The 12,741-nt window shown below is 60.7% G+C and carries 12 protein-coding genes; 6 read left to right on the top strand and 6 right to left on the bottom strand.

The window, feature by feature from the left end; translation table 11 throughout:
• Window positions 1–878, bottom strand: an 878-nt coding sequence (locus K0H47_RS09860) for a solute carrier family 23 protein (RefSeq protein ID WP_219272495.1), incomplete at its 3' end; no start/stop codon positions are given.
• Window positions 879–1,050: 172 nt separating this feature from the next.
• Here K0H47_RS09860 and K0H47_RS09855 point away from each other — a divergent pair.
• The gene (locus tag K0H47_RS09855; RefSeq protein ID WP_177026807.1) at window positions 1,051–1,998 is read left to right on the top strand and encodes a LysR family transcriptional regulator; all 948 of its coding nucleotides are present in this window, start codon (window positions 1,051–1,053) and stop codon (window positions 1,996–1,998) included.
• A gap of 144 nt (window positions 1,999–2,142) precedes the next feature.
• Complete coding sequence (locus tag K0H47_RS09850; protein WP_219272475.1) at window positions 2,143–2,976, top strand: nucleoside-binding protein; 834 nt, start codon at window positions 2,143–2,145, stop codon at window positions 2,974–2,976.
• Here the strand turns inward: K0H47_RS09850 and punC are convergent.
• Window positions 2,973–4,166 (bottom strand): purine nucleoside transporter PunC, encoded by a 1,194-nt coding sequence (gene punC, locus K0H47_RS09845; RefSeq protein ID WP_219272473.1) that lies wholly within the window; start codon window positions 4,164–4,166, stop codon window positions 2,973–2,975. The genes K0H47_RS09850 and punC overlap by 4 nt on opposite strands.
• Before the next feature lie 122 nt (window positions 4,167–4,288).
• On the opposite strand from punC, the gene punR reads away from it, so the two are divergent.
• Window positions 4,289–5,221 (top strand): DNA-binding transcriptional activator PunR, encoded by a 933-nt coding sequence (gene punR, locus K0H47_RS09840; RefSeq protein ID WP_017477299.1) that lies wholly within the window; start codon window positions 4,289–4,291, stop codon window positions 5,219–5,221.
• Window positions 5,222–5,285: 64 nt separating this feature from the next.
• On the opposite strand, the gene K0H47_RS09835 is transcribed toward punR, so the two are convergent.
• Entirely contained in the window at window positions 5,286–6,455 is a 1,170-nt protein-coding gene (locus tag K0H47_RS09835; RefSeq protein WP_219272471.1) for an aspartate aminotransferase family protein, read from the bottom strand.
• A 103-nt stretch (window positions 6,456–6,558) separates the two neighbouring features.
• Between K0H47_RS09835 and K0H47_RS09830 the strand changes: the two genes are divergently transcribed.
• A complete protein-coding gene (locus tag K0H47_RS09830; RefSeq protein ID WP_177069592.1) occupies window positions 6,559–7,464 on the top strand; it encodes a LysR family transcriptional regulator in 906 nt (301 codons plus the stop codon).
• Here the strand turns inward: K0H47_RS09830 and K0H47_RS09825 are convergent.
• Together K0H47_RS09825 and fabV are read right to left on the bottom strand one after the other, a co-directional pair.
• Complete coding sequence (locus K0H47_RS09825) at window positions 7,461–8,084, bottom strand: HAD family phosphatase (protein ID WP_063032198.1); 624 nt, start codon at window positions 8,082–8,084, stop codon at window positions 7,461–7,463. The genes K0H47_RS09830 and K0H47_RS09825 overlap by 4 nt on opposite strands.
• 100 nt (window positions 8,085–8,184) lie before the next feature.
• Window positions 8,185–9,378, bottom strand: a complete 1,194-nt coding sequence (gene fabV / locus K0H47_RS09820) for an enoyl-ACP reductase FabV (RefSeq protein WP_017477295.1) — start codon at window positions 9,376–9,378, stop codon at window positions 8,185–8,187.
• A gap of 384 nt (window positions 9,379–9,762) precedes the next feature.
• Between fabV and K0H47_RS09815 the strand changes: the two genes are divergently transcribed.
• Window positions 9,763–10,587, top strand: coding sequence for an aspartyl/asparaginyl beta-hydroxylase domain-containing protein (locus K0H47_RS09815; RefSeq protein WP_017477294.1), 825 nt, complete (start codon window positions 9,763–9,765; stop codon window positions 10,585–10,587).
• Window positions 10,588–10,734: 147 nt separating this feature from the next.
• Window positions 10,735–12,108, top strand: coding sequence for a nucleotide 5'-monophosphate nucleosidase PpnN (gene ppnN / locus K0H47_RS09810; protein WP_093200293.1), 1,374 nt, complete (start codon window positions 10,735–10,737; stop codon window positions 12,106–12,108).
• Between the two features lies 1 nt (window position 12,109).
• Here ppnN and K0H47_RS09805 read toward each other — a convergent pair whose 3' ends face one another.
• Window positions 12,110–12,502, bottom strand: a complete 393-nt coding sequence (locus K0H47_RS09805) for a RidA family protein (protein ID WP_017477292.1) — start codon at window positions 12,500–12,502, stop codon at window positions 12,110–12,112.
• Between the last annotated feature and the right edge of the window lie 239 nt (window positions 12,503–12,741).

Genomic DNA, 12,741 nt, shown 5'->3' with positions numbered 1-12,741 from the left:
GACAGCATATCCGCGCGCAGGCCATTGCCGAGGCGCTTGGAGTCGACCTTGGTGTCGATGATTTCACCCACCGCGAGAATGTCCGCCGAGGTTTCCACCAGGGTCACCATGACCACGATGCACATGGAAATGATCGCCGCCAGATGAAAGGTTGGCATGCCGAAATGGAAGGGCGTGGGAAAGCCGAACATCGGGCCCTGGGTCACGCTGGAGAAGTCAGCCATGCCGAGGAACACCGCGATCACTGTGCCGATCACCATTGCCAGCAGGATCGACAGTCGCGAGATGGTCGCGCTGCCGATCTTGCTCAGCAGCAACACCAGCACCAGAGTCAACGCCGCCAGACCGATGTTCGGCATGCTGCCGAAATCCGCCGCGCGGCTGTTGCCGCCCATGGCCCAGCGGGCGGCGACGGGCATCAGGGTCAGGCCGATGGTGGTGATCACAATCCCGGTGACCAGCGGCGGGAAGAATTTGGTTATTCGTGAGAACACCGGGGTGATCAGCAAGCCGATCAAGGACGCGGCCATCACCGCCCCGAGTATCGCCGGGATACCGCCCGCGCCGTCGCTGCCGACGATCGCCACCATGGTCGCCACCCCGGCAAAGGACACCCCTTGCACCAGCGGCAACTGGCAGCCGAAGAACGGCAACCCCAGGGTTTGCAACAGCGTGGCCAAGCCACCGGCAAACAGCGAGGCGGCGATCAGCAGGCCGATATCGGCCGGGGACAACCCGGCCGCCTGGCCGACGATCAACGGTACGGCCACGATGCCGCCGTACATGGTGAGCACATGCTGCAGGCCGTAAGCCATGTTGGCCGCGACGCCGAGATTCTCGTCTTCTGGCCGCTGCGGTGACGCCTTCGGGATAGTCATGGTGAGGGGTTCTCTGTTTTTGTTGTGCACTCACTGTATGCAATAGAAAGATTGGATGTCCATAGAGTTGTATACAATCAGTTTCACAAAGAGACCACCAACGGCGTTACAAAAATCCATTCAGCCGCCCTGCCCCGTGGCTCGAAGTGCTGCGCACAAGGACTTGAAAAAAATGCTCAACCGCAAGCTGCGCATCCACGCTCCGGCGATTTACTACTTCGACATGGTTCGCCGTTGCCACTCGATCCGCGAAGCCGCACGCCGCCTGAATGTGGCGTCTTCGGCGGTGAACCGGCAGATCCTCAAGCTGGAGGACGAAGTGGGCGCGGCACTGTTCGAGCGCCTGCCCGGCGGGCTGCGCCTGACCGCTGCCGGTGAGATCCTGACCCGCCACGTTAGTGTCCTGTTGCAGGATGTGGAGCGCGTGCGCGGGGAACTCGATGGCTTGAACGGCGTGCAGACCGGCCATGTGGAAATCGCCACGGTGGAAGGCGCCACCGTGGAACTGCTGCCCGCCGCCCTCAAGCGCATGCGTGAGCGCTATCCGAAAGTGACCATTGGCGTCACGGTGCAAGGTTCGCAGTCGATTCCCGGCGCAGTGGTCAACGGCCAAGCTGACCTGGGGCTGGCTTTTGCGTTACCGCGCAGCAGCGAAACGATCCAGGTGTGTGTCGGCCATTTCCGCTTGGGTGCGCTGATGGCGCCGGGGCATCCATTGGCCGGCGAGGCGTGCGTGAGTTATGCACGTTGCAGTGAACACGGGGTGATCCAGGCCAAGAGCGAACTTTCGGTTCATCACCTGATCGCGCCGCTGCACAAGCGTTCGGCGGCGAACAAGCCACTGCTGCAGAGCAACTCCATGGAACTGGCCCGGCAACTGGCGCGCCAGCAACTGGGCATCGCGTTCCAGACGCGCATTGGCGTGGAGGCCGATTTGGCCCGTGGCGAACTCTTGCACATCCCACTCAGCGACCAGGGCGGGATCTTCAGCGACCTCGGCTTGTACGCCCGCAAAGATCGGGACTTGCCGATGGCGGTACAAGCGATGGCCCATCTGCTCAGTGAAGAAATCAACTTGCGCGAACATCAGGAAACGCCCTCGGCGCCGCGTATTTCCTGACTCCCAGGCCAGCTTCAGTGCTGCCGTTTCGGCATCGGCCCAGGCGAGATTCTGTTCTTTGGAACCCACATCGGATGTGCCGATACTGCGCCCGGCGCCCCTTGCGCGGTCGCCATGAGCCAAAACGCCAAAGGAATTAAAACAATGAAAAAGGCACTGCACGGCGCAACCGTATTACTCACCCTGTTCGGCGGCGGGGAGGCTGTCGCGCTGGAATGGATGAACAACAGCGTAGGATTTCGCTACGGCCAGCAGTTCACCAATCCGAACAACCCGGATGAATTCAGCAAGCGTATCTACAGCTTCACCCACGCCAGCGGCTACCAGTACGGCAGCAACTACCTGAACCTCGATGTGTTCCTGTCCGACAGCCGCGACCCGCGCAAGGGCACCGACCACGGTGGCAGCGAAGTGTATGCCGTGTACCGGCACCAGCTGTACGCCTCACGGGTATTCGATGTACCGCTCGGCACCGGGGTGATCAAGGATTACGCCCTCACCTTCGGCTTTGATGCCAACCGCAACAACAACCTGGCCTCGGCGAAAAAACGTGCGCTGGTGATTGGCCCGACCTTGAAGTTCAACACCGTCGGCGTGCTGGACCTGAGCCTGATGTACTACAAGGAAAGGAACCATTCCGGCATCCCCGGTGCGAAAGAACCCGACCACACCTTCGACGATACCTACATGCTCAACCTGACCTGGATGCGGCCTTTCGAGATCGGCAACCACGGGGCGAAGTTTCAGGGGTTTATCAATCACGTCGGGGAAAAGGGCGAGGACTTCCATGGTCGCGATACGGCGCCGGAAACCCTGATGCGCGCCGCGCTGATGGTGGCGGTACGCCCGGGAAAGAGCGTCAAGCCGAACCTGTATCTGGGGGTGGGTTACGAGTATTGGCATAACAAGTTCGGCGTGGACGGCGGCCGGGGTAGCCGCACGTCAACGCCGACGGTGAACATGGAAGTGACTTTCTAGCGGGCGCGCACCAGGTCGGCATCGCCATCGTCGACCTTCGGTCGCGCCAGCCAGTAGCCCAACACGGCCAATGGCGCGGTCGCCAGCATCACGATCGCAGTGATCAACAGCGGCTGGTCGATCATCGACGACACGATCAGGCTCGCCAGGAAGCACAACCCCAACTGCAAGGTGTTCTGCAATGCCGCCGCCTTGCCGGAATTTTCTGCAAACGGCATCAGTGCATTCGCCACCACGATCGGGTAGCTGGCGCCATTGACCAGGGCCATCAGGCAGAACGGAATCAGCAAGGTGGCGAGCGTCGGCACGGTCAAGGTCGCGACCAGGTACAGCGCGACCATGCTGATGCAGTACGCCAGCAGCAACCACGGCAACAAGGTCTTGCCCTGGAACCGCTGCAACGCGCTGCGGCAACTGTAGCCACCGATCAGGAACGACAGCGTTGGCAGCACGTAGCTCAAGCCGATGTCATTGGGGCTGTAGCCCATGCCGCCGAGGATGAACGGCGAGGCGGTGAGCCAGGCAAAGAAACTGGCCGAGCACGCGGCAAAGATCATCACGTTGCCGGTGAACACCCGCGACTTGAGCAATTGCCCATAGCCGAGTCGGGAACGTTCGGCATCGGTTGTCAGGCGTTTCGGCAGCGGTCTGAGAAACAACGTAGGCAGCAGCAGGAGCAACGACACCACCAACAACACACCGAAGATCGCCTGCCAGCCCCAGTGATTCAACATCAGCGCCCCCAGCAGCGGCGCCAGGGCCGGTGATAGAGACATCAGCGGCATGATGCCGGCGAACACACGATGCGCCTTGTCCGCCGGGTAGCGGTCGATCACCAGCGCCTGCCAACTGACAGCGGCGGAACACACGCCAATCGCCTGGACAAAACGCAAGGCCAACAGTTGCGGTGCGGTCTCGACCCAGAACATGCCCAGGCAACCGAGCACAAACAGGGAGAGGCCAGTGAGCAGGACCGGCTTGCGCCCGAGCCGGTCGGACAGCGGCCCCCACAGCAACTGCCCGACAGCGAAGCCGGCGAGGAAAATACTCAGGCTTGCGCCCACTGCGCCGGGGGAAATCTGCAGTTGCTCGCCCATGGCGCCAAACGCCGGCAAGTACATATCCATGGCCAGATAGCCGAGCATGCTCAGCCCCGCCAGGTACCAGGTGAATCCAAAAGAATTTTTCATTGAAGCCTTGTATAAACTGCCATCAAACTATTTGCTGACTGGCGCCTATTATGAAGCTGAGCATTTCCCTGTGAAGCGATAATAATTGAACACTCTTATCAATATTTTTGAAGGCAATCCCCATGTGGTCTGAATACTCCCTGGATGTCGTGGATGCGGTGGCCCGCCACGGCAGCTTCAGCGCCGCCGCCCAGGAACTGCACCGCGTGCCATCGGCCATCAGCTACACCGTGCGGCAAATCGAAGAGTGGCTGGCAGTGCCGCTGTTTGTCCGACGTCATCGGGACGTGGAGCTGACGCCCGCCGGTAAATTGTTCGTCGATGAAACTCGTGGCGTCATGAAAAAAATGCTCGGTACCCGCCGGCTGTGCCAGCAAGTGGCCAATGGCTGGAGTGGCCAGTTGAAGGTCGCGGTGGATTCCATCGTTAAACAGCAGCGCTGTCGGCAACTGGTGCTGGATTTCTATCGGCAGTTCCCGGAGGTGGAATTGCTGATGGAATACGAGGTGTACAACGGTGTGTGGGATGCCCTGGCCGATGACCGCACCGATATCGTGATCGGCGCCACCAGCGCGGTGCCGGTGGCCAGTCAATTCACGTTTCGCGACATGGGCCTGCTGAACTGGCTGTGCGTGGTCAGCAGCCGCCATCCGCTGGCGGCGGAAGAAGGCCTGCTCAGCGATGACCAATTGCGGCCCTTCGCCTCCCTGTGCATGACCGACACCTCGCGCAACCTGCCCAAGCGCGACACGTGGACCCTGGATAACCAGCGTCGCTTGGTGGTGCCGCACTGGGCTTCGGCGATTGATTGCCTGCGGGACGGCCTGTGCGTCGGCATGGCACCGGCGCACCTGGTGCAGCCATGGATCGACCGCGGCGAGCTGAGTGCCCTGCAACTGTCCCGGCCCTTCCCCGCCAGCCCGTCGTGCGTGGCGTGGGCGCAGAACAAACTGTCTCCGGCCATGGCCTGGTTGCTGGACTACCTGGGGGATACCGAGACCCTGAATCAGGAATGGCTGAACGGGGTGCAGGTGGGCTCCGGCTACCCCGTTTGAGGATCGTTCCCACGCTCTGCGTGGGAATGCAGCCAGTGACGCTCCGCGTCAGCCTCATCCATGTCTAGTCCAGCAACCGGGAAAGTGCGCGCACGATCATTTCCACTTCCTTGGCATCGAGGGTCAGCGGCGGCAGCAGGCGAATGATCTTGCCCCGCGTGACGTTGATCAGCAGGCCATGCTCTTGCGCCGCACGCTGGGCCAGGTCGCGATGCGGGCTTGCCAGCTCGATGCCGATCATCAGCCCTTGCCCGCGAATCGCCAGCACCTGGGGATGCTCACTCAATTCCACCCGCAGGCGCGCCAGCAGCCGCTCGCCCTGTTGCGCCGCATTGTCCAGCAAGCCTTGCTCTTCAATGATTTCCAGCACCGTACACCCGACGCGACAGGCCAGCGGGTTGCCGCCAAAGGTGCTGCCGTGGCTGCCGGGGGTGAACAACTGCGCAACGGAGGCCCGCGCCAGGCACGCGCCAATCGGCACCCCGTTGCCCAGGCCTTTGGCCAAAGTCATCACGTCCGGCAAGATGCCTTCATGCTGGAAAGCAAACCAGCGACCCGTGCGGCCGATCCCGGTCTGGATCTCATCAAGCATCAACAACCAGCCTTGCCGGGTGCAGTGCTCGCGCAAGGCTTTCAGATAACCCGGCGGCGCGACCTGCACACCGCTTTCGCCCTGGATCGGCTCCAGCAGCACCGCCACAATCCGCGCACCAAACTTCTGGGTCACGGCTTCCAAGGCCTTCAAGTCCCCAAAGCCAACCTTGATAAAATCCCCCGGCAACTGTTGAAACCCTAGCCGCACGGAAGGCCCGTCGCTGGCGGACATGGTGCCCAGGGTGCGCCCGTGAAAGGCATTCTCCATCACCACCACCAGCGGCTGTTCGATACCCTTTTTCCAGCCATGCAGCCGGGCCAGTTTCAGTGCCGTCTCGTTGGCTTCGGCACCGGAGTTGTTGAAGAACGCCTGGTCCAGACCAGAAAGCTGGGTCAGTCGTTGGGCCAGCCGCTGCTGCCAGTCGATGCTGTAAAGGTTGGAGGTGTGCAGCAGCAAACCCGCCTGCTCACTGATGGCCGCCACCAGCCGTGGGTGGGAATGACCGACGTTGGTCACCGCCACACCGGCCACCGCGTCCAGGTATTCACGGCCCTGCTGGTCCCACAGGCGCGTGCCAAGGCCACGGGTAAAGCTCAGGGGCGACGGTTGATAAGTGGTCATCAGGCAGGCGGCGGTCATGGCATCAGGCTCCAGTGCATCGTAGTGATGGCACCAGTATCGTTAGCCACCTGAGCTGGATAAACTGCACAACACTGCAATCACTTTAAATCAGGGCTTGATAATGGATCTGTTCCAGGCGATGACGGTGTACGTGAAAGTGGTGGAAGCCGGCAGCATGACGGCGGCGGCGCAGGTGTGCGGCATGTCCACCACCATGGTCGGCAATCACCTGCGCGCCCTGGAGCAACGCCTGGGCGTCAGCCTGCTCAAGCGCACCACCCGCAAGCAAAGCCTGACCGAGTTTGGCGGGATTTATTACCAGCGTTGCCTGGAGGTGCTGGGCCTGGTGGCCGACTCCGAGCAGATGGCCGAACAAGCCAACAGTGACGTGCCCAAGGGCCTGCTGCGGATCACCGCCCCCCCGGCCTTTGGCACCGAACGCCTGGCACCGGCGCTCAGCGAATTTTCCCGGCGCTACCCACAGATCAAGCTGTACGTGGTGCTGAGCAACCAGCGGATGGACATGGTCGACAGCGGCTTCGACGTGGCCATCCGCTTGGGCGAGCTGGACGCTCCAAGCCTGATTGCCCGCCCCATGCAGGATTACACCATCACCCTCTGCGCCTCTGCGGAGTACCTGGCGCGCCGTGGCACACCTCAACGCCCCGATGATCTGCAACAACATGACTGCCTGGCGTTCGCTTACCCGGCGACCGACGATTGGCGCAACGCCGACAAGTTGTGGCGAATGCGCGGCGCAGAGGGCGAAGTGGAAATTCCGGTTTCCGGCTCATTGACCATCAACAGTTCGCAGGCCTTGCGCCAGGCTGCCCTGGAAGGCATGGGCATCGTGATGTTGCCTGACGCCCTGGTCGAGCCAGACCTGCGGGCCGGGAAACTGGTGGCATTACTGACCTCCTACCAACTGCCCAGCCGGCCCATGCATTTGCTGTACGCCCAGGATCGCTATCGCCTGCCCAAGCTGCGGGCCTTTGTGGATTTCGTCATGGAGAAATGGGCGCGCTAGAGGCTCACCCCCAGTTCGATCAAGCGCTCACGGGTCTGCGCGGCAGATACGTGGTGAACCCCTTGCCAACCAAGCGCAATGGCCGCCTCGATATTGCCGGCTACGTCGTCAATAAACACCACTTCACCCGGCTGGATATCCGGCAGATGGGCGCGCACCTGAGCCAGGCTGGCGTGGTAGATCGCGGGATCGGGCTTGATCAACTTGATTTCGCCGGACACCACGATGTCGCGAAAATATTGCAGGAACGGGTAGTTGGCCCGGGCATAGGGAAAGGTTTCGGCGGACCAGTTGGTGAGGCCGAACAGCGGCATCTTTGCCTCATGCAAGGCTTCGAGGATCGCCACACCCTCCGGCAATGCGCCCCGCAGCATCTCGTGCCAGCGGTCGTAATACGCCTGGATCAAGGGTTCGTGCTGTGGATGCTCGGCAATCAGCGTGCGGGTCGCCTCGGCCAGGCTGCGCCCGGCGTCCTGCTCGGTGTTCCAGGCCTGGGTGCAGACCGTGTCCAGAAACTGCTGGCGCTCATGGTCGTCGGCAATCAGCTGGCGGTAGAGATGGTGCGGGTTCCAGTCGAACAGGACACCGCCGAAATCAAAAACGACTGCACGAATCGTCATGTAGATCCTCCGTTAGCGTGGGTGTGATAACGGCCGCAGTCTGGCATGACGCGCACAAAAAAGCGGCCCCTGGAGGCCGCTTCTTCGTTACCGCAAGCGCTTAAGCCTGAACCAGGCCCTTGATCTTCACGGTCGGATTGACGTCAGCGTCGTAGTCCACGCCGTCGATCTCGAAACCGAACAGGCGCAGGAACTCCGCCTTGTAGCCGGCAAAATCGCTGATCTCGTTGACGTTGTCGTCAGAGACCTGATTCCACAGGGCCGCTACCGCGTCCTGAACCTTCGGCTCAAGTTCCGCGAGGTCCGCACGCAGGCGGCCGTCGGCGTCGAGCTTGGGCTCTTTGCCATACAGGCTGTCCTTGAACAGGCCGTAGACCTGCTCGATGCAACCTTCGTGGGTACCCTGCTCTTTCATCACTTTAAACAGCAGCGACAGGTACAGCGGCATGATCGGGATCGCCGAGCTGGCCTGGGTCACTACGGCCTTGAGTACCGACACACGGGCATCGCCCTTCAGTGCCGCCAGGTTTTCGCGCAGGGTCAGGACTTTCTTGTCGAGGTCCTTCTTGGCTTCGCCGATGGAGCCGTTCCAGTAGATATCCTGGGTCAGCTTCTCGCCAAGGTAGGTGAACGCAGTGGTCTTGGCGCCTTCGGCCAACACGTCGGCGTCACGCAGGGCGTCGATCCACAGCTGCCAGTCTTCGCCGCCCATGACTTTCACGGTGCCGTCGATTTCTTCCTGGGTGGCCGGCTCAAGGGTGGTGTCGACCACGACGCCCTTGTCGGTGTTGATGCCGCGCAGGGTCACGGCCTTGCCGATCGGTTTCAGGGTGGAGTTGTGCACCACGCCTTGCGGGTCTGTACGGCGTGGCGCGGCCAGGCTGTAGACCACCAGGTCGATCTTGCCCAGGTCTTTCTTGATGGTTTCGATGGTCAGGCGCTTGATCTCGTCAGAGAACGCATCGCCGTTGATGCTCTTGGCGTACAGGCCTTTTTCCAGTGCAAACTTCTCGAACGCGGCGCTGTTGTACCAGCCGGCAGAGCTGAGCTTGCCTTCTTCGCCTTCTTTCTCAAAAAACACGCCCAGGGTGTCGGCGCCGCAGCCAAAGGCAGCGCTGATGCGCGCAGCCAAGCCGTAGCCGGTGGAAGCCCCGAGGACCAGCACCTTTTTCGGGCCGCCTTCAATGGCACCGTGTTCGGTCACGTAGTCGATCTGCTCTTTGACATTCGCTTCACAGCCAACCGGGTGAGCGGTCACACAGATAAAGCCACGAACCCGCGGTTTGATGATCATAAAATTTCTGCCTCTTCCAAGGTGCCGAAGGCCAATGGTGGCCATTACAGCGTCAATCGTACCGGTCTATGACGCCCGGAAAACCGAAGCGTCACGATAGTCGCAAATCTTCTGTTCACAAAATGCTATCCGCAACACCGCCGACCTGACCATCCGCCGAGGCATTTTAGGGGGACAACGGTAAAAATCTGTGCTGCGACTTCACAAATTTCCAGCATTTAAAACGCCACGTGAGGGCGATAACACCCTATCATGACCATATTATTTCGATATGTTTCGGCTCGGGCATGATGCCCACGGGTTGACTGACTCCTTTGCCTGGCCTGCCAGTCAACCGCGGACGGTTCTGAAGCAATCGAAAACCGTCCGATGGAGCCCAGTTTCATGAGTAAGAGTGTCATCCGCAAACGCCTGGCATCCGCCGCTTGGGTCCTTGGCGTATTGCTGTTCATTTATTGCTTCCCGAAGACCACCCTGGTGTTTCTGCTGCTGGTGGTGTTCTGTGGGCTGTATGACTTCCTGCGCAATGGCCTGTACGACAGCGCGACCATCAAGAAGTATTTCATCGGCAACGGGCGCAATACCTGGCTGCTGGCACCGTTCAACACGCTGTTCGATTTGTTGAGCCAGCGTAATCGCCACGTTTATAAAATGAACGACCTGCCGCCGGCCTGGCGCGAAGACCTGCAAAAGGTGATCGACGACGCCATGGCCAACAAAGACGAGATCATCCAGTACCTGGATGAGCGCATGGCCGAGAAAAAACGCGGCATGCTGTTTTTCCAATGGTACGGCCGCCCGATCGAGACCACCCTGGATATCCCGCAACTGCGGGAAAAACTGCCCTACGTGAAAACCATCGGCGTGTCGGTGTTCAACGAAAACCGTTCCACCTCGTTTCACTTCGGCCCGCTGCGCATGATGTTCCGCGTGCTCTACAACATGGCACCGGCGCCCCATCACGACGGCGTCTATATCCAGGTCGGCAAGCACAAGCACTACTGGCACGATGACCCGCTGTTTATCTTCGACGACACGCTGATGCACGCCTCCTTCAACAAGAACGACGCCAAGCGCTACTGCCTGTTTATCGATATCGTGCGGCCAACCCTGGTGCCGTCGTTGCTCAACGGCCTCATCGCGGGCTTTGCCGGAGCGGTCTTTACCTTGCGGCGGTTTTTCTACAAAAACTGGAAGCTGATTCAGTAACTTCTGCGGCATGATGGTGCGCGACGGTGTTTGCGCTCGGCTCCAGTGCCGGGGAAAATGCCAGTCCAATGCGACCGAAAACGGCGCGCACTATCCTCAAGCCACTGGCTATGCATGGTCCGGTGGCCGTGCTTTCAGGGAATCAGAATGCCCCAAAGACAAGTCATCAATGCCTCCGTAAGCCCTAAAGGCAGCCTTGAAACGCTGTCGCAACGTGAAGTCCAGCAACTGAGCGAAGCCGGTACCGGCAGCATCTACACCCTCTTCCGTCAATGCGCCCTGGCCATTCTCAACACCGGCGCGCACATCGACAACGCCAAGACCATCCTCGACGCCTATAAAGATTTCGAAGTGCGCATCCACCAGCAGGACCGTGGCGTGCGCCTGGAACTGCTGAACGCCCCGGCCGACGCCTTCGTCGATGGCGAAATGATCGCCAGCACCCGGGAAATGCTGTTCAGCGCCCTGCGTGACATCGTCTACACCGAAAACGAACTGGACAGCCAGCGCATCGACCTGAGCAGTTCCCAGGGCATCACCGACTACGTGTTCCACCTGCTGCGCAACGCCCGCACCCTGCGCCCGGGCGTCGAGCCGAAGATCGTGGTGTGCTGGGGCGGGCACTCGATCAATACCGAAGAATACAAATACACCAAGAAAGTCGGCCACGAACTCGGCCTGCGCAGCCTCGACGTGTGCACCGGCTGCGGCCCCGGCGTGATGAAAGGCCCGATGAAGGGCGCGACCATTTCCCACGCCAAGCAACGCATTACCGGCGGGCGCTACCTGGGCCTGACCGAGCCCGGGATCATCGCCGCCGAGGCGCCGAACCCGATCGTGAATGAGCTGGTGATTTTGCCGGACATCGAAAAGCGCCTGGAAGCCTTCGTGCGCGTCGGCCACGGCATCATCATCTTCCCGGGCGGCGCCGGCACAGCCGAGGAGTTCCTGTACCTGCTGGGCATCCTGATGCACCCGGACAACCACGACGTGCCGTTTCCGGTGATCCTCACCGGGCCGAAACACGCCGCGCCGTACCTGCAACAACTGCACGCGTTTGTCGGCGCAACCCTCGGCGAAGCGGCCCAAGCCCACTACCAGATCATCATCGACGACCCGGCTGAAGTAGCACGGCAGATGACCGTCGGCTTGAAAGCGGTCAAACAGTTCCGCCGCGAACGCAACGACGCGTTCCACTTCAATTGGCTACTGAAGATCGACGAAGGCTTCCAGCGCCCGTTCGATCCGACCCATGCCAACATGGCCAGCCTGCAACTGAGCCACGCCCTGCCGCCCCATGAACTGGCGGCCAATCTGCGCCGAGCGTTCTCGGGGATTGTGGCGGGCAACGTCAAGGACAAGGGCATCCGCCTGATCGAGCAGAACGGGCCGTATGAGATCCATGGCGACCCGGCGATCATGAAGCCGCTGGACGAGTTGCTGAAGGCGTTTGTGGAGCAGCACCGGATGAAACTGCCAGGCGGCGCCGCCTACGTGCCGTGCTACCGCGTGGTGCAGTGAGTCAGCGCTGAACCGCTACGCACTTGATCTCCAGCAGCAAGCCTGGATTGGCCAGTTCTGATACGCCAATGACCGTCCAGGCGCACAACCCTCGGGGGAACACGCGGTTTTTCACTTCACGGAAAACCGCCATGTGTTCACTCAGGTTCACGTGGTAGGTGGTCATGTCGACCACGTCTTCGAAGGTGCACCCACCCTCCTCCAATACCAGCCGCAGGCTCTCCCAGGCTGCGATGAACTGCGCCTCGGGGTCGGTGATGACTTCCAGGTTTTCCGTGCGGCCGACCTGGCCAGCGCAGTACAAGGTCTTGCCGACTTTTACCGCCGGGACGTAGCCGGCGCGTTCGACGATGGGGTGCATGGAGGTAGGGATGATGAGGTGGCGGTCGGTCATATGTTGTATCTCTTTGAGCAGCAGTATTCGATGCCGGGAAGAAAGCGGTTGGGCTATCTTTTTACCGCCTGGCGCTACTCAGCGCATCCAAAACTTTGCCCAAGGCACCTGGTCAATGAACAACAAACCTGAGCCTCAACCCACAACAGTCAGCGTTCAAGCGCTGAAAGGTCTGATTCGTTGCCTCGACAAACCGATCAGCATTGATCAGATGACACACGCCTGCGCCAAACAGGCAT

Origin of the sequence: Pseudomonas sp. Xaverov 83 (genome assembly GCF_019352905.1) — a bacterium.
GTDB lineage: Bacteria > Pseudomonadota > Gammaproteobacteria > Pseudomonadales > Pseudomonadaceae > Aquipseudomonas > Aquipseudomonas yamanorum.
The sequence above is the reverse complement of the archived record's forward strand: the minus strand, read 5'-3'. Positions and strand labels throughout refer to the sequence as shown.

What these genes read in the sequence shown, in the direction of transcription:
- K0H47_RS09855 (WP_177026807.1), top strand. Translation starts at nt 1,051, where the DNA reads ATGCTCAACCGCAAGCTGCGCATCCACGCTCCGGCGATTTACTACTTC.
- K0H47_RS09850 (WP_219272475.1), top strand. Translation starts at nt 2,143, where the DNA reads ATGAAAAAGGCACTGCACGGCGCAACCGTATTACTCACCCTGTTCGGC.
- punC (WP_219272473.1), bottom strand. Translation starts at nt 4,166, where the DNA reads ATGAAAAATTCTTTTGGATTCACCTGGTACCTGGCGGGGCTGAGCATG.
- punR (WP_017477299.1), top strand. Translation starts at nt 4,289, where the DNA reads ATGTGGTCTGAATACTCCCTGGATGTCGTGGATGCGGTGGCCCGCCAC.
- K0H47_RS09835 (WP_219272471.1), bottom strand. Translation starts at nt 6,455, where the DNA reads ATGACCGCCGCCTGCCTGATGACCACTTATCAACCGTCGCCCCTGAGC.
- K0H47_RS09830 (WP_177069592.1), top strand. Translation starts at nt 6,559, where the DNA reads ATGGATCTGTTCCAGGCGATGACGGTGTACGTGAAAGTGGTGGAAGCC.
- K0H47_RS09825 (WP_063032198.1), bottom strand. Translation starts at nt 8,084, where the DNA reads ATGACGATTCGTGCAGTCGTTTTTGATTTCGGCGGTGTCCTGTTCGAC.
- fabV (WP_017477295.1), bottom strand. Translation starts at nt 9,378, where the DNA reads ATGATCATCAAACCGCGGGTTCGTGGCTTTATCTGTGTGACCGCTCAC.
- K0H47_RS09815 (WP_017477294.1), top strand. Translation starts at nt 9,763, where the DNA reads ATGAGTAAGAGTGTCATCCGCAAACGCCTGGCATCCGCCGCTTGGGTC.
- ppnN (WP_093200293.1), top strand. Translation starts at nt 10,735, where the DNA reads ATGCCCCAAAGACAAGTCATCAATGCCTCCGTAAGCCCTAAAGGCAGC.
- K0H47_RS09805 (WP_017477292.1), bottom strand. Translation starts at nt 12,502, where the DNA reads ATGACCGACCGCCACCTCATCATCCCTACCTCCATGCACCCCATCGTC.